At 66.6% G+C, this 19695-nt stretch carries 18 protein-coding genes; 15 read left to right on the top strand and 3 right to left on the bottom strand.

Translation table 11 applies throughout. The features are described from left to right. The first annotated feature begins 64 nt into the window (after positions 1 to 64). The 6 genes from ACF07D_RS14705 (at position 65) to rpe (ending at position 9922) form a co-directional block, all read left to right on the top strand. Positions 65 to 1624, top strand: coding sequence for an SWIM zinc finger family protein (locus tag ACF07D_RS14705; protein WP_391505403.1), 1560 nt, complete (start codon positions 65 to 67; stop codon positions 1622 to 1624). Then, positions 1621 to 5145, top strand: a complete 3525-nt coding sequence (locus tag ACF07D_RS14700) for a hypothetical protein (protein WP_391505402.1) — start codon at positions 1621 to 1623, stop codon at positions 5143 to 5145. The genes ACF07D_RS14705 and ACF07D_RS14700 overlap by 4 nt, the downstream gene beginning before the upstream one ends. A 49-nt stretch (positions 5146 to 5194) precedes the next feature. Next, on the top strand, positions 5195 to 6145 hold the full coding sequence (locus ACF07D_RS14695) for a methionyl-tRNA formyltransferase (RefSeq protein ID WP_391505401.1): 951 nt from the start codon (positions 5195 to 5197) through the stop codon (positions 6143 to 6145). Next, a complete protein-coding gene (locus ACF07D_RS14690) occupies positions 6142 to 7668 on the top strand; it encodes an RsmB/NOP family class I SAM-dependent RNA methyltransferase (RefSeq protein ID WP_391505400.1) in 1527 nt (508 codons plus the stop codon). Before ACF07D_RS14695 ends, ACF07D_RS14690 begins: the two co-directional genes overlap by 4 nt. Positions 7669 to 7767: 99 nt before the next feature. Then, entirely contained in the window at positions 7768 to 9255 is a 1488-nt protein-coding gene (locus ACF07D_RS14685; RefSeq protein WP_391505399.1) for an MFS transporter, read from the top strand. A gap of 4 nt (positions 9256 to 9259) precedes the next feature. After that, the gene (gene rpe / locus ACF07D_RS14680) at positions 9260 to 9922 is read left to right on the top strand and encodes a ribulose-phosphate 3-epimerase (protein WP_119279378.1); all 663 of its coding nucleotides are present in this window, start codon (positions 9260 to 9262) and stop codon (positions 9920 to 9922) included. Here rpe and ACF07D_RS14675 read toward each other — a convergent pair. Together ACF07D_RS14675 and ACF07D_RS14670 are read right to left on the bottom strand one after the other, a co-directional pair. Next, positions 9919 to 10242 carry a DMT family transporter gene (locus ACF07D_RS14675; protein ID WP_391505398.1) on the bottom strand — a complete coding sequence of 108 codons (324 nt, stop codon included), beginning with the start codon at positions 10240 to 10242 and terminating at the stop codon, positions 9919 to 9921. The two genes, rpe and ACF07D_RS14675, sit on opposite strands and share 4 nt — an antisense overlap. Before the next feature lie 81 nt (positions 10243 to 10323). Further along, positions 10324 to 11760, bottom strand: coding sequence for an NAD(P)/FAD-dependent oxidoreductase (locus ACF07D_RS14670; protein ID WP_391505397.1), 1437 nt, complete (start codon positions 11758 to 11760; stop codon positions 10324 to 10326). A 347-nt stretch (positions 11761 to 12107) separates the two neighbouring features. On the opposite strand from ACF07D_RS14670, the gene ACF07D_RS14665 reads away from it, so the two are divergent. The 4 genes from ACF07D_RS14665 to ACF07D_RS14650 all read left to right on the top strand — a co-directional run bounded on the left by ACF07D_RS14665 (position 12108) and on the right by ACF07D_RS14650 (position 15084). Beyond that, entirely contained in the window at positions 12108 to 13565 is a 1458-nt protein-coding gene (locus tag ACF07D_RS14665) for an aldehyde dehydrogenase (RefSeq protein WP_119279385.1), read from the top strand. 113 nt (positions 13566 to 13678) lie between these two features. Further along, on the top strand, positions 13679 to 14206 hold the full coding sequence (locus ACF07D_RS14660; RefSeq protein ID WP_391505396.1) for an Lrp/AsnC family transcriptional regulator: 528 nt from the start codon (positions 13679 to 13681) through the stop codon (positions 14204 to 14206). Between the two features lie 40 nt (positions 14207 to 14246). After that, entirely contained in the window at positions 14247 to 14648 is a 402-nt protein-coding gene (locus tag ACF07D_RS14655) for a cupin domain-containing protein (RefSeq protein ID WP_391505395.1), read from the top strand. Between the two features lie 94 nt (positions 14649 to 14742). Then, the gene (locus ACF07D_RS14650; protein ID WP_391505394.1) at positions 14743 to 15084 is read left to right on the top strand and encodes an MTH1187 family thiamine-binding protein; all 342 of its coding nucleotides are present in this window, start codon (positions 14743 to 14745) and stop codon (positions 15082 to 15084) included. On the opposite strand, the gene ACF07D_RS14645 is transcribed toward ACF07D_RS14650, so the two are convergent. Next, on the bottom strand, positions 15081 to 16031 hold the full coding sequence (locus ACF07D_RS14645) for a DMT family transporter (protein WP_391505393.1): 951 nt from the start codon (positions 16029 to 16031) through the stop codon (positions 15081 to 15083). The genes ACF07D_RS14650 and ACF07D_RS14645 overlap by 4 nt on opposite strands. 70 nt (positions 16032 to 16101) lie before the next feature. Between ACF07D_RS14645 and ACF07D_RS14640 the strand changes: the two genes are divergently transcribed. The 5 genes from ACF07D_RS14640 to hisI all read left to right on the top strand — a co-directional run bounded on the left by ACF07D_RS14640 (position 16102) and on the right by hisI (position 19651). After that, on the top strand, positions 16102 to 16980 hold the full coding sequence (locus tag ACF07D_RS14640; protein WP_391505392.1) for a LysR family transcriptional regulator: 879 nt from the start codon (positions 16102 to 16104) through the stop codon (positions 16978 to 16980). A 287-nt stretch (positions 16981 to 17267) separates the two neighbouring features. After that, entirely contained in the window at positions 17268 to 17531 is a 264-nt protein-coding gene (locus ACF07D_RS14635; protein ID WP_391505391.1) for a phosphoribosyl-ATP diphosphatase, read from the top strand. A 105-nt stretch (positions 17532 to 17636) separates the two neighbouring features. Then, positions 17637 to 18479: an ATP phosphoribosyltransferase gene (hisG, locus tag ACF07D_RS14630; protein WP_391505390.1), complete on the top strand. Its 843-nt coding sequence runs from the start codon at positions 17637 to 17639 to the stop codon at positions 18477 to 18479. A 12-nt stretch (positions 18480 to 18491) separates the two neighbouring features. Beyond that, positions 18492 to 19277 (top strand): imidazole glycerol phosphate synthase subunit HisF, encoded by a 786-nt coding sequence (gene hisF / locus ACF07D_RS14625; protein WP_119279395.1) that lies wholly within the window; start codon positions 18492 to 18494, stop codon positions 19275 to 19277. Continuing rightward, the gene (hisI, locus tag ACF07D_RS14620; RefSeq protein WP_391505389.1) at positions 19274 to 19651 is read left to right on the top strand and encodes a phosphoribosyl-AMP cyclohydrolase; all 378 of its coding nucleotides are present in this window, start codon (positions 19274 to 19276) and stop codon (positions 19649 to 19651) included. Before hisF ends, hisI begins: the two co-directional genes overlap by 4 nt. The last annotated feature ends 44 nt before the right edge of the window (positions 19652 to 19695 follow it).

Here is a 19695-nt window from a genome sequence, read left to right as displayed (position 1 = left end):
CTGCATGTGGCGAGTGTAGCACCAGCGGCGCGCCCGTGTCACCCGTGGTCGCTAGCATCGAGATATGACGATGCAGCATGCGCCGGCTCAGGCAGCCCCGCGGGCGTTTGGCATGCTGACAGGGGCGGTGACTGACGGGCTCGTGCTCGGACTCGCTCCCGCCCTCACCCGGCAGGGAATTGACGGTTCGCCGAGTTTCTTCTCCGGCTTTGCGACGGAGCCGCTGGTGCTCGCCCGCGGATTGCTCGCGCTCTCCGACATCACTTCGACCCGCTACTTCAACTACGTGCCGACAACGATGCGCGACCCCGTACTCACCGCACAGGGCGACAGGCTTCGGGCCGAGTGCTTCTCGGCCTGCAACAGCGTGTACGCGAGGCTCGACTTACTCGGCACAGGTTTTGACGGCGGAGACATTGCGTACGGCACGACGAACGTCGATCTGGGTCAGCAATCGCGTGCGGTGCTGACGGGGGTGAGGCGCGCCGAGCTTCTGCACCTCGATGTTGGGGGCGGCGGTGCGGTGCTCGCCACACCGAACGCGCACGCCACGGAGCGCCCGGTAAACATGCCGGGCCGGTGGGTGCGGGCGTTCGGCAACGTTGCCGAGCTCCACAGCCGCATGGTCCCGCTCGCGAAGCTCACTGCGTCGGAGGCGCGCGCCTTCGTCGCGGCGGTTCCGCCAGCGACGGCGAATGGGAGAACGGCGTGGATCGTTCCCGCGACTTCGGGCGTCAGGATCACGTCGCGGCCGGTGGCAGGGGCGGTCGCGGTTCCGGGGCTGCACCGCTTGAGCGCGGCGAAGCGCCTCCTTCCACATCTCAGGGGCGCGACAGTGCATGGCGCGCCGCACACGGAGACTGGCTCGGTCGCCGTCGTATTCGAGCTTCCGCACGCGCGACTCACACTCGGGCTGACCGCTCAGGCGTGGCGCGGGCACTCGGGGGAGGGCGCGCTTCTCGCGGCGCTTGCGAGCGACGACGTCGTGGCCGACGCGGAGCGTATTTCCGCACTACTTGCGTTCGAACCCGTGCTCGATGCCGCAAGGCTTGCCAGCGCGGCAGGGCTCACGCGTGCCCGCGCGGACGGGGCCATCGCGGTCCTTGCCGCCTCGGGGCGTGTCGGATGGGATCTCGAAGGTGGCGCCCACTTCCACAGGGAGCTTCCAGATGACCCGGCGCGCGTCGAACGCGACGGCCCCCGCCTCGCCGCGGCACGGGCGCTCGTCGCTGCGGGACGAGTGATGCCGCTCCCCGGCGAAGGGAGCTCGAGCGGACCGCGAAGCTGGATCGTGCGTGGCGGGAGTGCTGGTGGTGACGGGAGTGCTGGTGGTGCTGGTGGTGGCGGAGGTGCTGGTGGTGGCCGTGGCGTTCGACCGGCAGGCGGGCCTGGCGGCGACACCATTGTGCGCGTCGGGGACGGCGGGAAGCTCGACTGCGGCTGCGCGTGGGGCCTGAATCACGGGAACGGGCGTGGCCCGTGTAAGCACGCGCTCGCCGTCGAGATCACCCGCGCCCGCGCATCCCAGGGCGATCACCCGGTCGCACCGGCCGCATCCTCCACCCGGACACAGACATCGATACATACGTCGACCCAGGCATCGACGAAGAAGGAGCAGGCGTGAGCGCCTCCGCAGCATTGAACGACTCACTCGCGGTCTACCGCGCGCTCGGCTGGGCTGACCACACCCCAGGCCTGGCGCCAGAAGCGATCCTCGCGCTGCCGCTCGGCACCCCCGAGCAGCAGCGCACCGCGTTGGCGGGGCTCAAAGCTGGCGAGTGGGGATCATTCGAGGCTCTCGACGCCGCGAGCTACGGGTGGCGCAGCTGGCTCGGTGACGGCGTGCACGCCGGCATGCTCGCCCTGTTCGCAATCCGCGTCGGCGTCGCTGCCAAGCGCGCCGTCGCGATCGCTCCAGCGAGCGGGGCAATCAGTGACGAGGTTCTTGCTGCTGTTGTGGCCGACCGGGGAGCAGAGTACGCGCGGAGCTTCGTGACTCACGCGTCGGCGCGCGGAGGCAGGCTGTGGATCGATGCGACCTCGCGGTTGGCGGGCGCCACCGTCCGCCTGGTGCATGACCTCGCACTCCCGGTGCCCGAGCACGTCGACTACCTACGCGACTGGGCCGTCTACGCTCTCGGCGCGCCGGCAAATGACGGCTGGCTGCAGCCGCGCGACCGCGGCAATATTTCGGGCGAGTCGCTCGGCCCACGCTTTCGCGAGCACGCAGAGACAGCGGTCGCGCTCGGGCTGAGCGTCACTGGGCCGTTCGGCGGACTGCTCCCGGCTGCGCTTGAGCGCGGCTGGCTCGACACCGACACCGCGCTCGACCTTGCACTTGCGGGTCTCGACGCTGCCCAACGGCCCGGCGACCGGAAAGTCTGGGCCGCCTTCCTCACCGAGCACCTCGGGCTCACTGGCGAGGCGCGCCGGACAGACCTTCTCAACCGCGCCGACGCGCTCGTGTCAGCAATCGCGACAGGAGACGCCCCACTAGTTGAGGCGTTCGGCCCGGCGCTCATCGCACACGGCGACGACAACACACTCCTTGAGGTGCTGCAGCTCGGGCTCGGAGTGAAATCGAAGAAGGCACGGCGCGCGCTGCTCGCCGCTGCCACCGGGCGACAAGCCCCGAGCGCCGGTGTCGCCGCGGACGTCGCAGTGCTCATCGAACCGCTGAAAATAGGCAACGACGTCCCGCTCGCTCGCGCTGCGAGACGGTTGATCGACGCCTGGGGAATCGCCTCGGGGCCGGGTGGCGACGTCGCAGACGCGTTGGCATCATCGAACACCGCGCAGACGGAAGCCCGCGGCCGCTGGGACGCGACTCCGCCCCTTTGGCAGGTGCCGCTGTTCTCGCTCGGACTGGGTGAAGCAGGGGGTGGGGCAAGCGGACCCGCAGGAGGTGCCGCGCTCGCCACAGCGGGCACTGAGGCGCTCGCCGTCGCGGACACTGACGCGCTCATTGCTGCCGTCACCGCGGCGGCCGCCGAGCTCACCGGACGGCCCGAGGGCGGTGCGGTCGACCCAACCGCCGAGCGCGTCCTCGCACTGACGAATGAGCTGGCGCGGAGAGACACTGGCCTCGCGCGAACTGTGCTTCGGGGTGTGCGACAACACTGGGTTCCCGGGCTGCGGTGCATCGCCCAGTGGGTTGCTGGCGAGCAGCTCACAGCGCTCGACCGGCCTGCTCGCCCTGACTTTCCTGGCTCGAAGCCGACGATCTTCGGCCCGTCACCCGCCCGTGATGCGGCGGTGACCAAGCGCCTCGGCGAGGTTCCAGTGCTGCTCTCGACGCCGACGTGGGACGACATGGGCCTCTCAATCGATGAGCTCGTCGCGAGGCTGCGGGTGTACGCCGACAAGCGCGCGACAGCGAGCGAGGCCGACCTGCTACTCGCGCTGCTCCGTGTCGACGCCACGACCGTGACGCTCACGCACCGCGACGCGCTCAGCGAGCTCGACGTCGCCATCGTCGGACAGGACGGGGCTACGCTCCCGGTCCGCGCAGGCGCGGTCGCCTGTGCCTATCTCGCGCACCCGCTCACCGAGCCAGAAGTGGAGCTCGACCCCCAGCGGCACTGGTGGGCGCCGACAGGTCTCGAACAGCCGCCTGCGCTCGCCGCATTCCCCACCCGGCTGAAGGCGGACACCTACCGGAGCGATATCGAGGTTGGGGTGCTGCCCGCAGGCGGAGACTGGGCGTCCCTGACAACCGGGGATACTGATAGCTCAGCCCTTGGCCTCGTGCTGCGACAGCTCGTACGGCGGCGCACACCGCTCACTCCCGGGCAAGCGGTGAACCTCATTGGGGCCCAGCGCGGCCTTCACGAACGCGCCGTCGCCGACGGGGTTCTCGCGATCCGCGAGGGCTGGGAGCGCGGGCTCTTGATTCCCGGGGTCGCCGACGTGCGCAAGCTTGGCTGGACCGACACTCCAACGAAGCTCGCCGCACTCGCGAGCGCGTGTCTCGATCTCGCCGATGAGGGAATGCTCGCAGTCGTCTGGCCGCTGCTCGATGACCTCGTCGCGCTGTCACTCGCAGCCCCCAGGCGTCTCGCTGGAACGGCAGAGATAGTGGAAGCCGTCGGAGAGCTGCTGCCGGCAGTGATCTCAGCGGTCGAGGCAGGCGTTGCTACAGGCACCGCGCTCGAGATCGCCGGCGTCAGGGCGCTCGCCGCAGCCGGCGGGTCGTCGCGCGCAGTCCAGCTTGCCCGATCAGTGGTGGAGAGGCTCGCGGAGGTGGCGCCGACGCCTGCCGAAGCTCCGAGGGCAACAGTGCTCAACCCCGCGACACACACCCCTGCAACGATGACAGAGGCCGAGTTCGCGGTGTTCTGGCCCGCTGACGTTGACGCGCAGCCCGCTATCGATGACGGCGCATCGATCAAAGCGACCTGGCAAGACCCAGCGGCCTCGACACGGCTGTTAGAGATCGAACTCGAGTTCGCCCCCGAACGCCTCGCAGACCCGACCGACGGCCCCCGCCGGTTTCGCACCCGGACCGCGTGGTTCTACGACATCGAGGAAGAGGGGCAGTGTGGCATGACCGAGATCCTCTCTGACGCCGACGACGTTCGGCACGACTCCCGTGCATGGCTGCGGTGGGACCCCGCGGCGCGGGCGGTACGGGTGGCTGAGCACCGCAACTGGCGTGACGGCAACGCGGGCCCGCTCGGGCGGGGGGAATCTGTGCCACCTATTACGGTCGGTATGGTCGCGGTGCTGCTCAGCGGGATGAGTCACGACAACGGCAGCGGCTACCACGTGCTTGCGGCGGTGCGCGCCGGGCTCGTTGGCGCTGACTCCGTGCGGCTCGCGGTCGGGCGGCTTCTCGAGAGCCCCGATTTCACCCCCGTGAAGCTCGCAGGAATGATCGAGTCCGAGCCGGACACGCTGCGCGCGCTCTGGCCTGCGCTGACCGAGTCCGTTCGCGTTGCGGCCGAACTGTCGGCCCCGCCGAAGTGGCTGAACCGTGTGCTTGACGCCGCGCTCGTGCGGGCACCCGTACTCGTCGAGGCTCGGAGGCGAGGACTCATTGCCGGCGACGTTTCGGCGTGGCCCGGGCTCGCCGACATCGCGGCGCGCAAGGGCTCGCAAGCCGCCCTGCGGAAGGCGCGAATGCTGCTTGACGCTTTCGGGTGACGCCAGCCGTGCGTGCGTTGTCTCGTCTGCGGGGTGAGAGAATAGCCTGATGCGTATCGTGTTTGCCGGAACCCCGGAGTTCGCCGTCCCCAGCCTGCGAGCCTTGGTCGAGGCCGGCCACGATGTCGTCGGCGTTGTCACGCGTGAAGACGCCCCGCTTGGGCGCAAACGGGTGCTCACGCCGTCACCAGTCGCCCAGGCGGCTGCAGAACTCGGGATCGAAGCGCTCAAGGCGAACCGACTCGGCGACGAGGCCACCGCTTGGGTCGCTGACCGCGCGCCCGATCTCGGTGTCATCGTCGCCTACGGCGGACTCATCCGCGAGCCGCTCCTGTCGAGCCCCGCTCACGGCTGGATCAACCTGCACTTCTCGGATCTTCCGCGCTGGCGCGGAGCCGCTCCAGTGCAGCGGGCGCTCATGGCGGGAGAGCAGGAGCTGGGCGTCACTGTGTTCAGACTTGTCGCTGCGCTCGATGCCGGGGACGTGCTCACACGCGACTCGACGACGTTTGCGCCTGGCACCTCTGCGGGCGCGGCGCTCACCGAGCTCTCTGTCTCGGGCACGGGCGCGCTGCTGCGTGCAGTCGAGCTGCTCGCCACGGAACCGGGGGCGGGGGAGCCGCAGACCGGGGAAGACACCTACGCGCACAAGCTCTCCCGCGAGGACGGGCTCATTTCGTTTGGCTCGGGGGTCACAGCAGAAGCCGCGCTCGCGCATTGGGCTGGCGTGACGCCCGAGCCGGGCGCCTACGCGCTCATCGGTGGCGAACCGATCAAGCTCACCGAATTGCGCCCGCTCGATTCCGTCCTCTCGGCGGCGCTGCCGACTGACCTCGCGCCGGGCGAGGCGCGCATCGTTTCAAAGCGTGCCGTTATTGGCTGTGCGAGCGGGCAGTCTGCTGCCGGGCTTGAGCTTGTGCGCGTGCAGCCCGCGGGAAAACCTGCGATGGACGGTGCCGCCTGGTTGCGCGGCCGTGACGGAAAGGCGGACCTCGCGTGAGCGACAAGCATTCACACAGTGGGCGCGGCCGTAACTCGGCTCAGGGTGGCGCTCGCGGACGCGGCGGCAAGCGTCAGAGCCGGCCGCGAATTTCGGGCGCCAGGATCGTCGCCTACGACGTGCTGCGTGACGTCGTCGAACGCGACGCGTACGCGAATCTTTCGCTTGCCTCTCGGATTCGTGACGCGAGGCTCGACGGACGCGATGCGGCCCTCGCAACTGAACTCGCTGCGGGGACGCTCCGCTCGCTTGGCAGGCTCGACCGCATCATCGAGCTCGCGGCCGATCGGCCGACCGAAGACATCGACTCCCGCACCCTGAACGTGCTCAGGATCGGCGCGCACCAGCTGCTCGCCATGCGCACGGCGGCTCACGCCGCGGTCCACGAAAGCGTCGAGTTGCAGCGCCTCGTCGGCAACGAGCGGGCAGCCGGGTTCGTGAATGGTGTGCTCAGGGAGATCGGGCGGTCAACGAACGAGGAGTGGGATGCGCGCATTTCTGACACCGCGAAGAACGCCGACGACGCTCTCGCGGTCCGCACGTCGCACCCCGCCTGGGTCGTGCGTGCCCTCCGCGACGCGCTCCGTGCGGAGGGGAGCGAGACCGAGCTCGACGCGTTGCTCGACGCCGACAATGCCTCACCGCGTGTAAACCTTGCCCTGCTTGAGGGTGCTGGTATCACCGCTGAGGAACTCGCGCTTGTCGAACCAGATGCTGTCGATGCAGTCGGCCCATCGCCTATCGGCCTTGAGCTCACCGGCGGCGATCCCGGCCGTGCGATCGCGGGCGCCGAAGAGCGCGCCGCGATCCCTGCTGGGCTGCTGCGCGTGCAAGATCAGGGCTCCCAGCTCGCCGCGCTCGCGCTCGTGCGCGCGACGCCGGTTGCCGAGGGTGAGCGTTGGCTCGACCTGTGCGCGGGACCTGGCGGTAAGACTGCCATCCTCGGCGCCGAAGCAGTTGTCGAGGGCGCCACGGTACGCGCGAACGAGGTGTCCGATCACCGGGCTGATCTTGTGCGGAACTCGGTTGACGGCATCTCGGCGCTTTCGACCGGGACCGTGGAGGTTGTGAGCCATGACGGCCGCGACGAGGAGGCATTCGGGTGCGGCCGTGACGGGCACGAGCAGTACGACAGGATCCTCGTCGACGCGCCATGCTCCGGTCTTGGAGCGCTTCGCCGCCGGCCTGAAGCGCGCTGGCGGAAACAGCCGAGCGACCTGCCCGAGCTCACAGCGCTGCAGAGCGAGCTCATCGATGCGGCGATCGCGCACCTGAAGCCGGGCGGCGTGCTCGCCTACGTGACGTGCTCACCGCACCTCGCGGAGACGCGCGTCGGCGTCGATCGTGCGCTCAAGCGCCACCCGCAGCTCCGGGAGCTCGATGCGAAGGCGGCCGTGCGGGCTGCCGCGCGCGAGGACTCGCGGCCCGAGCTTGCGGGTGAGCATCTCAGTGCACAGCTGTGGCCGCACCGCCACGACACCGACGCGATGTTCGTCTCGTTGCTCACCCGCGACGCAGAGTAGCGGGAGGCCCCACCGCCACCGCTCCGCGCGTCTGGGAGTTACGCCCGCGTGCGGGATGAGGCTCTTTCGTTTCATCGATGCGACGCATACTCTTGGCCTATGAATGAGTCGGGTGCGATGGAGCCCCGCCACCCTGACGCGGCGCGCGGGGCCGCAGGAGCGCCCGCGGCTGTCCCCGGTGGCGCGGCCGGGCAAGCTCCGAGGACAGGCCCGGAGACAGGCCCGGGGGAGGTGCCGCCAGCTGGGGGCCGAACCTTCGCCCACGTTCTCGTGAACACCGCGGTTGCGAGCCTGACGACGAACTTCCTGTGGTTCGCCATCGTGTTCTGGGTGTACTTGGAAACCCGGAGCATTCTGGCCACCGGGGTGCTCGGCGCCGTCTACATGATTCTGCTTGCCGGTTGCTCAATGTGGTTCGGCTCGCTCGTCGACAGGATGCGCAAACACCGCGTCATGCTGCTGAGCGCCTGGGCGACGCTCGTCTCCTTCGTCATCGGGTGCGCACTCTTCTTTGCGGTGCCCAGTGACACGCTGCTCCGCCTCGACGCCCCCTGGTTCTGGCTGTTCACACTTGTCGTTCTCGCGGGCTGCGTCGTCGAACTCATGCGGAACCTTGCGCTTGCGACGACCGTAACGCTCCTTGTTCCCGTCGAACGCCACGCGAATGCGAACGGGCTCGTCGGCACCGTCCAGGGACTCGCGTTCATCGCGACGAGCGTGCTCAGCGGACTCTCAGTCGGCCTCCTCGGTATGGGGGCGACGATCCTGCTCGCCACGCTCTTCGTCGCGGTTCCGCTCGTGCACCTGCACCTACTGCGGATTCCCGAGCCAGTTGTCGCCCGAGACCCAGACCGCGCTGCCGTCGATTTCCGCGGCGGCATGGCCGCAATGCGTGCAGTGCCTGGACTCTTCGCGCTCGTGCTATTCAGTACGTTCAACAACCTCGGCAGCGGAGCGTTCATGGCGCTCCTCGACCCGTATGGGCTCACGATGTTTCAGGTCGAGATCTGGGGCCTCGTCTTCGGCCTTGCATCGACGGGCTTCATCGTCGGCGGCCTCGTCGTTGCCAAGTGGGGGCTTGGGCCAAACCCGATCCGCACCATGCTTGTGCTCGTCGGGATCCTCGGATTCGTAGGAATCGCCTTCACCCTCCGCGAGTGGCCCTGGCTGTTCATCGCGGGAATCTGGGTGTTCATGGCGCTCATGCCAGCGGTCGAGGCGGCCGAACAGACTGTCATCCAGCGCGTCGTGCCGTTCGAAAAGCAGGGGCGCGTCTTCGGGCTGGCGATGACGTTTGAGGCGGCGGCTGCGCCAATCACCGCGCTGATAGTCGCGCCGATCGCCGAGTTCTGGGTCGTGCCGTTCATGCGTGGCGAGACCGGGCAGCGCGATTGGGGATGGTTACTCGGGCAGGGCGACAGCCGGGGGATCGCGCTCATCTTCGTCTGCACGGGACTTGGAATGATCTTGCTCGCTTGTGCGGCATTCTTCACTCGTTCCTACCGCACACTGTCGCGCGTCTTCGCCGAACAGCCCAGCTCCGGACAGGCGACGCGGCACGGCGCGGCAGAGTCCGCCGTAGACTAGTCGGGTGACCGCGCAGCGCATTAACCCCAGCATCCTGTCCGCAGACTTCGTGAACCTCCAGGCAGAGCTCGAGGCAATCCGCACCGCGGATCTCGTGCACGTCGATGTGATGGACAACCACTTCGTTCCGAACCTCACGATGGGCCCGCCGATCGTCGAGCGAATTCAAGCGGTGTCGCCGGTTCCGCTCGACATGCACCTCATGATCAGCGATGCCGACCGTTGGGCGCCCGGGTACGCTGAACTTGGCGCGTTCTCGGTGACATTCCACGTCGAGGCATCGACCGATCCCGTCGCGCTCGCTCGGAAGATCCGCGACATCGGTGCGCGCGCCGGCATCGCGCTCAAACCCGGTACCGACCCTGAGCCCTACCTCGAACTGCTGCCTGAGTTCGACCAGGTGCTCGTGATGACTGTCGAGCCAGGGTTCGGCGGCCAGTCGTTCATGCCCGACATGATGCCGAAGCTTCGGCGCTTCGCTGAGGCCCGCGCGCAGCACGGCCTCGACGTCTGGCTGCAGGTCGACGGCGGTATCACCGTCGACACCATCGGGATCGCGGCTGAGGCTGGCGCCGATACGTTCGTCGCGGGCTCAGCTGTGTACGGCGGCGTTCCCGAGGAGCGAATCGCCGACCTGCGCGCAGCGGCCGCCGCGCACGCCCACTAGTCTGCAGCGCCGCCGACGTTGAGTAGCACCACGCCGGCGATAGTCAGTGCGACGCCGATGAGCTGCAGTGACGTCAACCGCTCGTGGTAAGCGACGAACCCGATCCCGACGACGAGCACGGTGCCGGCGGCCGACCAGATAGCGTACGCGGTGCCGACGGGCATGGTTTGCAACACTCGCGATAGCAGAAAGAACGAGAGCGCGTAGCCCGCGAGGACAGCCACTGTCGGCCAGAGCCGCGTGAAGCCGTCCGATATCTTGAGCATCGAGGTCGCGAACACCTCGAGGGCGATTGCTGCGGCGAGAAGAGCCCAGTGCATGAGTGTCCTTCGTGTTTCGAATAGTGTCCGTGCATGTGGGGGCGGTTGCCAAGCGCGCTCGCCCCCACTCCGGCACGCGTACTAGGAATCGAAGCCCATGCCGACAGCATCCATGGTGCTGAGCCACAGACCGCGCTTGCCTTCGCGCCTATCGGATCGCGCCATCTCAGCGGTGGTGATCTTGACGCCGAGCGCGGCAATCGGCTCGGGCGGGAACGGGATCGGCTTCTTCTTGACGAGCTCGAGTTGGGTGCGTTCGGTCTGCAGGCCGTCAAGCAGGTCGAGCATGACGTTTGCGCCGAACCGAGTCGCTCCAACACCGAGCCCTGTGAAGCCGGTAGCCGACACGACGCGATCCCGGTGCGCCCGTGTGAAGAATGAGAAGAACCGGCTGCACGAGTCGATCGCGCCGCCCCACGCGTGGCTGAAACCGATGTCTCCGAGCACGGGGAACGTTTCGTAGAAGTGTGCGACCAGTCTCCGGTAGGTTGGCTCGCTGTTGTAGTACTCCTCGTTGAGGCCCTTTCCGAAGTGGTACAGCGCGTCGTATCCGCCGAACAAGATCCGCTCGAGTCCGTCGGAGCCGCGCGTCTTACGGATGTAGTGGAACCGGTTGTTCATGTCGGCAAGGCCCTGGTTGCCCGCCCAGCCGAGCGCCGCGGACTGCTCAGCGGTGAGGGGGTTGCTCATGAGCGCATAGTCCCACACCGGAACAGTAAACGGCCGGGCTCGCCTCAGGAGATTCGGGAACACATTCGTGGCGAGCGCGACGCGCTGCGCCCGGATCGTGGCGCCGCCGTCGGTGGTGACCGTAACGGCGTCGGCTGAGGCGCTGATGTCAGTTGCCTGAGACTGCTCATAGATGTCGACGCCGAGCTCGAGGCAGACGCGCCTGAGCTCCCATGCGAGCTTTGCGGGGTGGACGAGGACGTTTCCTTCGCGCTCCCACAGCGCGCCGTGGTACACGGGTGAGTTGATCTCTGTCTTCACCGCGGCGGCGTCGAAATAGACGGCGCCGGGATCCTGCGCGGCGTCCGCCCTGAGGATCGCGTCCTGGTAGGGCTCCGAGGCGACGCGCAGCACACCCGTCTCGCTCCAATCACAGTCCATGTTGTAGCGGCGAACCGTCTCCCCGAACTCGCGGATGTTCTCGAGTCCAAGCTCGTGCAACCGCGCGGTCTCCTTCGGCAGGTGGCGCTCGCCGTTGCTTGCACCATGTGTCAGGCTGGCCTCGCAAAAACCGCCGTTGCGGCCCGAGGCGGCCCAGCCGATTCGCTGCCCTTCGAGCAGAATCACGCGCCGGGAAGCTTCGCGTTCCTTGGCAAGGAGCGCCGTCCACAGTCCGGTATAGCCGCCCCCGACGACGAGGAGGTCGGTCTCGAGCGCACCCGCGGCGGGTGGAAGCGCTGCAGGGCGCTCGTCCGAATCAAGCCAATAGGGCTCGCGGAGGGTGTTCGCAAGGGCTGCGTCGATGCGCTCCGCCGAGACAGCCGCCTCGGCGCGCTCGTAGGTGGTCATGCGTGTTCCTTTTCGATCGTATGATGGGCCCGGCCCGCGAGCAGCGGGCCGGGGCGGGGAAGCCCGGCTGTGACCGGGCCGTCGCTGAGCTGGCGGGCTCAGCTGGTTTGGGGGTCGTGGTCGCCGCGGGCGGCGAGTGTGTGCGTCATGACAACTCCGTTGTTATCGGGGTGTACCCCTGCGTCGAGTGGACAAGATGCATCGTGCACTGATTTGCTGAAATAGTCAATTCGAGTACGCTGAATTGTTTTCTCAGCAACTCAACTGGGCTCGATCTTGCGCAATCGTGAAGCGTGTCGTATGGTGGGCATGCAACATTGCAGTTACTGATACACGGAGGTATCGCCATGAGTTCCCTGCCAGTGCCGACTCGGACCCAGCTGTTCATCGCCGGTGAGTTCACCGACGGTGCATCCACCGAGCGGGCCGACATCTTCAGCCCCTCGACGGGCGAGAAGATCGCGTCGATCCCTGTCCCAACAACCGCTGACCTCGACCTTGCAGTCGCGAAGGCACACGAGGCGAAGACTGCATGGCGCAAGCTGGGTGTGTTCGCGCGCGCTGAGATCTGCCACAAGGTCGGCACCGCGCTCGAGTCCCGCGTCGAGGAGCTCGCACGCCTGCAGTCCCTCGAACAGGGCAAGCCCTACGAGGAGTCGCTCGCCGACGTCAAGGAAGCGGCACAGCTGTTCCACCTCCACGCTGAGGACGCCGTGCGCCTGTACGGCGAAACGCTCCCATCGAACGATATTCAGAAGCGCCAGATCACCCAGCGGGCCCCGATCGGTGTGTTTGGCATCATCACCCCGTGGAACTTCCCGCTGCTGATGTTCGCAGAGTTCGTCGCTCCAGGCCTCGCGACAGGCAACGCGCACGTCGTGAAGCCCCCGACGAACACGCCCCTCACTGTGCTCGCTGCGATGGACGCGCTCGTCGAGGCTGGCGTGCCGAACGGGCTCGTCTCGGTTCTCCCAGGCGAGGGCGAGTTCGGTGCGGCGCTCGTGTCACACCCAGGCATCGACGCTGTCGGCTTCATCGGCTCGTCGGCAACCGCTACGAAGATACAGGCGACAGCCGGCCTCAAGCCGCTGCTCATCGAAGCATCTGGCAACGGCCCTGTCGTCGTGCTCGCCGACGCGAACATTGAGCGTGCCGCTAAGGCCGCGGTTGACGGCGCCTTCTACTGCGCCGGCCAGGTCTGCTGCGCGACAGAGCGCGTGATCGTTCACAAGGATGTCCACGAGAAGTTCGTCGCTGCAGTGCTCGAGTACTCGAAGACTGTCGTGCTCGGCGACCCCTTTGACCCGAACACAAACCTCGGCCCGCTGAATAATGAGGGCGTCGCAGCGAAGATGGACCGGCACATGGCCGACGCGCGTGAACGTGGCCTCGACATCCTGCTCGGTGGCGGGCGCCGTGAGGGCCAGCCGACTGACCTCTACTACGAGTTCACCGTCGTTGACAACGTGACAACCGACAGCCTGCTGTCGCGCGAGGAGTCCTTCGGACCCGTCCTCCCGATCATCGTTGCCGAGGACGACGACGACGCACTGCGAATCGCCAACGACGATCCGCTGGGGCTGCAGGGCGCCGTCTTCACTGAGAACCTGTCGAAGGCGTTCCGCTTCATGGAAGAGATGGAAGTTGGCCAGGTCGTTGTCAACGACTCAAACGGCTGGTGGGACGTCAACATGCCGTTCGGCGGCGCGGGCGGCAAGGGCACCGGCTGGGGGCGTATCGGCGGCATGTACACCTTGCACGACATGACCTACCTGCGCACCGGCGTGATCCACATCGGCGCGTAGCGCGCGGTCGCGGAGAACGCGAGGATCGGCGACGGGGCGTGGTTCCCCGTCGCCGATCCTCGCGTTGGTAGATTGTGACGAGCGCGACCCCTGACCGTCTTGAAGGAGCCCACATGAAAACCGACCTCGACGACATCGACAGGCGACTCATCGCCATCCTGCAGACCGACGGCCGACGATCGTTTAAGGAGATATCTGAGGAAACCGGGATCCCGGCATCGTCGGTGCGCTACCGGGTACAGCGCCTCGAGGAATCGGGGACGCTTCAGATCGTCGGCGTCGCTGACCCCCTCAGGATCGGATTCGACAGGCTCGCTCTCGTCGGGCTGAAATGTGAAATGGGCAAAGCCCGGCTCGTGTGCGAGGAGCTCTCGAAGCTCCCTGAGACGAGCTACGTTGTGCTCACGACGGGACCGTTTGACGTCATGGTGGAAGTCGTGTGTCGCGATGTCGCGCATTACACCGAATTTCTCCACGACCGCCTCCCGAAACAAGACGGAATTATCGGCGCCGAGACGTTCTTCGTTCTCGAGGCATACAAGCTTGCCTATGGCTGGGGCGTCGGCGACACGCCGGCCGAGCCCGCGGTTGAGGCAGCAGATGACAAGCGAGGTGAGCTCGACGAGCTCACCTCGCAGTGAATAACTGCCGCGCACGCGGCACAGTCGAAGGAGACATACTATGACTCAGGATGAGACAGTCCCGCCACCCGCTGGTGACGCGCCGCTGAAGGCGGGCGCGGTGCTCGATACGCTCGCTCTGGCGCTGCCACTTGAAGACTTGCCTGTCGAGGAGGTCCGCGCCGGCGCGCCGCTTGCCGGCGCGATCGATATCGATGCAGGGCCGGGCGTCTCCCTCGGCGTCTGGGAGATGACAGCCGGGACCGCTATCGACGTCGAAGCCGACGAATGCTTCGTTGTGCTCCGCGGGAGCGCTACGGTAACAATTCTTGCTGACGGCGGCGATCCGGCGACCGTGCTAGAGCTACGGCCGGGCTCGCTCGGGCGCCTCTCCGCAGGCATGCGTACCGAATGGGTGATCCACGAGGATCTGCGGAAGGTCTACATTCTGCCGACGGAGTAGCGGTGTTGGCTCCCTGCAAATCTGCAGGGAGCCAACCGATACTCTGCTGGAGGGCGCTACCTTGAGTGCGTCGCCACGTGGAAAGGACCTGGTTGTGATTCTCGCGTTCTCTGTCGCTCCGAGTGGGGGCGAATCGAGCTCTGACGGTTCCGTATCGGAGGCGGTCGCACAGGCCGTTGCCGTCGTTCGAGCCTCGGGGCTTCCTCACCGAACGAGCAGCATGTTCACCGAGATCGAGGGCGAGTGGGACGAGGTGTTCGACGTCGTCAAGCGCGCGACAGAGGCCGTGGCGAAGTACGGCTCGCGGGTATCTCTCGTGATGAAGGCCGACATTCGGCCAGGTTTCACCGGAGAGCTCGATGGAAAGCTCGAGCGCCTCGAACGCGCGATCGAAGGCGGCGCGCCTGGTACGCCGGCGCGCGGCCGCCATAGCTAGCGGAGTGCGGCAGGGCTAGCCACTGGCGGTGTGTCGCCGTGTCGCTTTCGCCTGTCGAAAAGCCCCTGGCTGGCGAGCACTCCCAGAACTATGACGCCCCCACCCACTGGTTCGTTCCAGTGGACAGATTCGCCGAGCACCGCGACGCCGAGCGTGACGCCCACAACGGGGGTGAGGTACGTGACTGTTGACGCACGTGCCGGGCCCCACGCTCGAATGATGCCTGTGTACCAGATGTACGCGACGCCGCTTCCAAGGATTCCGAGTGCGAGCATTGCAGCGATGACGCTCGGTGTGAGTCGCACCGGCTCGAGCGAGATGAGCGGCGCTGCCGCGAGCGCGAGCAGACTCGCGGTGGTGAGCTGCATCGCAGCTGCCGTGACCGCGTCGAGCCCAGTTCGGGAGAGAAACTTTCGCATGTATAGGCCCCCGAAGCCGTAGCAGAGCGTAGCCGCGAGGCACGCTGCGAGCCCGGGCAGTGAGACGCTTCCGTCGGCTGCGAGGTACCGCCACGGTGCCACAAGGACCGCGACGCCGATGATGCCTGTCACTAGTCCGATTGATTGCCGCCGACTCAACTTCTCCGCGGGGATCAACAGCGGCGTGAGTAGGAGGGTCATGATGGGCGTCGTTGCGTTCGCGATACTCGCCACGGTTGTCGGGAGCACCGTTTCTGCCCAGGCGAAGAGCGTGAATGGGATGGTGCACAGGGTCGCGCCGATGACAATCATGTGTGCCCAGACTCGTCGCTCGCGGGGCCATCGTCGACGGGTGAGGCGCATGATTGCAGCGAGAGTGCATGCACCAAGCGCGATTCGGCCGAGCGCAACCTGACCGGGGGACAGGCCGACAAGTCCGAGCTTCATGAGGAGGAAGCTGGAACCCCAGATGAGCGCAAGGGCAGAGTAGGTGAGGATCGTCGTTCGGTTCTTGCTGGGCTGCGCCATGTGGGTTAGCTTAGAAATTCCGAAATTATGAGGCAAATGCATCTACCTCATGTTGGCATGAGGAGAATTCATGAGCATCACCGTGCAGCAGCTTCGCACGCTTGTGGCAGTCGTTGACGAGGGGTCGTTCACTCACGCGGCGCTTGTTTTGGGCAATAGCCAGTCTGCGGTCTCGCACGCGGTCGCTGCGCTCGAGCGGGAGCTTGGCGGACCCGTTGTCGAGCGTGATGACCCGCTCGTGCCGACTCCGTTGGGGCTCCGCGTGTTGCCACATGCGCGTACCGCGGTGGCCGCGATCACTGCGGTCGAGGTTGCCGCACGGGGCGATCGTGCGCTCGCGGGCTCGGTGCGGCTCGGGGCTGTGCCCACAGTGTGCCAGGGGCTCGTTCCGCAACTTCTTGACGAGTGGCGCGGGGCGCTGCCCGACGTGCGTGTCGAAGTCGTAGAGGGTGATGACGATGAGATGCCAGTGTGGCTTGAGAACGGGTTTGTCGATGTGGCAGTGCTCGTCGACCCGCCCAAACTTCCTCCGGGGGCGAAGCTCATTGCGATTGACGAGTACGCAGCGGTTGTTCCCGATGATCACCCACTTGCTGGACTCGCGGAGATCCCCCTCGAGGAGCTTGCCGAGGACGGCGTGATCGTGACTACCGGGGGATGCGAAGCCCACGTTCGCGACATGCACGAGGCGGTCGGGCTCACGTTCGCTGCCAGGCACCGGGTACGCGACATCGGGTCAATGTTCGCGATGGTTCAGCGCGGTTTCGGAGTGTCAATTGTGCCGAGCTTCGGGAGAAAGCTTGTGCCCGACGGGATGCGGATGCTGCCAGTCATTGAAGGCCGAGCTCGGCGACACGTTATCGCGGTGCCGCAAGAGCGCGAGCCTCACCCGATTGCAGTCGCCCTCGTCGAAGCGGCGATCCCCCAGCGTTCGGGCGTCGCCAACTAGGTTTCGGCCTCGACCATTCGGCGTTCCGCCGCTCTAGCCGGGCGGCCGCGTTGCTCGAGGGCTCCGCCTCGTCGTCACGGGGGTTCCGGGCAATGTCAATGTCATCTGCTGTTCCAATGCCCGGCCGCTGGCACTTTGGACATGTCAACTGCAGATCCCATGGCTTGTGGTTGTGGTTGTGGTTGTGGTTGTGCTGGCTTGTGGTTGCGGCAACGCTGCAGTCGGGTCTGGGGCGCCCCGGCGGGACCGTGGCACGGGTCCGCCGCCAGCCCTGATAGGGTTATCGAGTGAAAACCTTCGACACGCTCTTCGCCGAGCTCGCCGAGAAGGCCGCGTCGCGGCCCGAGGGCAGCGACACTGTCGCCCGGCTGGACGCTGGCGTGCATTCGATCGGCAAGAAGATCGTCGAAGAGGCGGCAGAGGTATGGATGGCGGCCGAGTACGAGTCGCAAGAAGCCTGTGCCGAGGAGATCAGCCAGCTGCTGTATCACCTTCAGGTGCTCATGCTCGCAAAGGGCATGACCCTCGAAGACGTGTACGCGCATCTGTAGCGTCGACGCTCGGCTTGAGCCATGCGTCGGCGCGTTTCGCTGACCTTTACAACTCACTCGGCCGAAACACTCTCGTGCGCCGGCCACGATGGAAGGAAATTCCACATGCTGCGCATTGCAGTTCCGAACAAGGGTTCGCTGTCTGAGATCGCGGCGGAGATGCTCGCTGAGGCCGGCTACTCCGGCCGAAAAGACTCCCGCAAGCTCGTTCACGCTGACCCGAAGAACGACGTCGAGTTCTTCTACCTTCGCCCGCGCGACATCGCCACATACGTGGGGTCGGGCGCGCTCGACGTCGGCATTACTGGCCGGGACCTGCTGCTCGACTCTGGCTCTGAAGCGCACGAGATCGCCGAGCTCGACTTTGCAGATTCGACATTCCGCTTCGCCTCGCCCGCGGAGGGCGACATCAAGGAGCTCACCGATCTCCACGGAAAGCGTGTTGCGACGAGCTACCCGCTCCTCGTTGACACTTTCCTGCGTAAACACGGCGTTGAATCGACACTCGTGAAGCTTGACGGTGCTGTCGAGTCGGCGGTTCAGCTCGGCGTCGCTGACGCTGTCGCCGACGTCGTCTCGACGGGCGCGACACTCCGTGCCGCAGGCCTTGAGATCTTCGGCCCCGTCATTCTCGATTCGACTGCGGTGCTCATTGGCGGCCCGAGCCAGCACCCCGGCATGGAGCGCCTGATGCGCCGCCTGCGCGGCGTGCTTGTCGCCCGAAAGTTCGTGATCATGGACTACGATCTCCCGGTCGCGCACCTTGACGACGCTATCGCCGTCGCCGGCGGCATCGAGTCGCCCACGGTATCACCGCTGCGTGATGAGGAGTGGGTCGCTGTGCGTGTCATGGTCCCATCTGACGACGCGAACACGATCATGGACAGGCTCTACGATCTCGGTGCCCGTGCAATTCTCGTCACCGCGATCCACGCCGCACGTCTGTAGAGAGGAGCACTCATGTCTGTTGCAGTACGTGTGATCCCCTGTCTCGACGTCGCCGGCGGGCGCGTCGTGAAGGGCGTGAACTTTCTGAACCTCCAAGACGCGGGGGATCCCGTCGAGCTTGCTGCGAAGTATGCGGAGCAGGGCGCGGATGAGCTCACGTTCCTCGATGTGACCGCGACGGTAGACGGCCGGGCGACGACCTACGACGTTGTGCGTCGTACTGCCGAGCAGGTCTTCATCCCGCTTACCGTTGGCGGCGGCGTCCGCGAGGTCGATGATGTTGCACGCCTGCTCGAGGTGGGGGCCGACAAGGTTGGAATCAACTCTGGTGCGATCGCTCGCCCCGCGGTGATCGGCGAGATCGCAGACCGCTTCGGCGCACAGGTGCTTGTGCTGTCGCTTGATGTGAGGCGCAGCGACCGGATGCCGAGCGGTTTTGTCGTGACGACGCACGGTGGCAAGCGTGAGACTGACCTTGATGCGCTTGAGTGGTGTGCTGAGGCCGTTGAGCGTGGCGCTGGCGAGCTACTCGTGAACTCGATGGACGCCGACGGAACCCAGGACGGCTTCGATCTCGAACTCGTTCGCAGGGTGCGAGAGCTCGCAAGCGTGCCTGTGATTGCGTCGGGCGGGGCAGGCGAGCTCGAGCACTTCGCTCCCGCAGTTGATGCTGGCGCGGATGCCGTGCTCGCTGCTTCGGTGTTCCACTACGGCAAGTTCACTATCGGTGACGTGAAGGGCGCGCTCGCAGATGCGGGCCACACTGTGCGCCTCGGCGCGACGGGAGGTGCAGCGTGAGCGCGATACCCGCAGAAGCAGTTGAAGCCGCCATCGACGGCTTGAAGTTTGGCGAGGGCGGCCTGATGCCAGCTATGGTGCAGGATGCTGAGTCTGGTGACGTGCTCATGCTCGCTTGGATGGACGCTGAGGCAGTTCGCCGCACCCTGTCGACTGGCCGCGTGACGTATTGGTCGCGCTCCCGCGGAGAGTACTGGCGCAAGGGCGACACGTCGGGCCACCGCCAGTACGTGCAGTCTGTCGCCGCTGACTGCGACGGCGATACCCTGCTTGTGCGCGTCGTGCAGATCGGCGCTGCCTGCCATACGGGCAGCCGCACGTGCTTCGACGGCCGCGGGCTGCCCGCTGTTACAGGCAGCCCGGACGTCGACTAGCGCACCTGCCTGCCGGAGCTCGGCGGCCCGCACAGACGACCTGG

The sequence above is a fragment of the Leucobacter sp. NPDC015123 genome (genome assembly GCF_043080205.1).
GTDB lineage: Bacteria > Actinomycetota > Actinomycetes > Actinomycetales > Microbacteriaceae > Leucobacter > Leucobacter aridicollis_A.
Note: the sequence above shows the minus strand (reverse complement) of the source record. Positions and strands in the feature narration are given on the sequence as shown.

Bases quoted from the DNA above. Each gene is read 5' to 3' on its own strand.
- ACF07D_RS14705 (WP_391505403.1), top strand. From the start codon at position 65: ATGACGATGCAGCATGCGCCGGCTCAGGCAGCCCCGCGGGCGTTTGGC.
- ACF07D_RS14695 (WP_391505401.1), top strand. From the start codon at position 5,195: ATGCGTATCGTGTTTGCCGGAACCCCGGAGTTCGCCGTCCCCAGCCTG.
- ACF07D_RS14685 (WP_391505399.1), top strand. From the start codon at position 7,768: ATGAATGAGTCGGGTGCGATGGAGCCCCGCCACCCTGACGCGGCGCGC.
- ACF07D_RS14675 (WP_391505398.1), bottom strand. From the start codon at position 10,242: ATGCACTGGGCTCTTCTCGCCGCAGCAATCGCCCTCGAGGTGTTCGCG.
- ACF07D_RS14670 (WP_391505397.1), bottom strand. From the start codon at position 11,760: ATGACCACCTACGAGCGCGCCGAGGCGGCTGTCTCGGCGGAGCGCATC.
- ACF07D_RS14665 (WP_119279385.1), top strand. From the start codon at position 12,108: ATGAGTTCCCTGCCAGTGCCGACTCGGACCCAGCTGTTCATCGCCGGT.
- ACF07D_RS14660 (WP_391505396.1), top strand. From the start codon at position 13,679: ATGAAAACCGACCTCGACGACATCGACAGGCGACTCATCGCCATCCTG.
- ACF07D_RS14655 (WP_391505395.1), top strand. From the start codon at position 14,247: ATGACTCAGGATGAGACAGTCCCGCCACCCGCTGGTGACGCGCCGCTG.
- ACF07D_RS14645 (WP_391505393.1), bottom strand. From the start codon at position 16,031: ATGGCGCAGCCCAGCAAGAACCGAACGACGATCCTCACCTACTCTGCC.
- ACF07D_RS14640 (WP_391505392.1), top strand. From the start codon at position 16,102: ATGAGCATCACCGTGCAGCAGCTTCGCACGCTTGTGGCAGTCGTTGAC.
- hisG (WP_391505390.1), top strand. From the start codon at position 17,637: ATGCTGCGCATTGCAGTTCCGAACAAGGGTTCGCTGTCTGAGATCGCG.
- hisF (WP_119279395.1), top strand. From the start codon at position 18,492: ATGTCTGTTGCAGTACGTGTGATCCCCTGTCTCGACGTCGCCGGCGGG.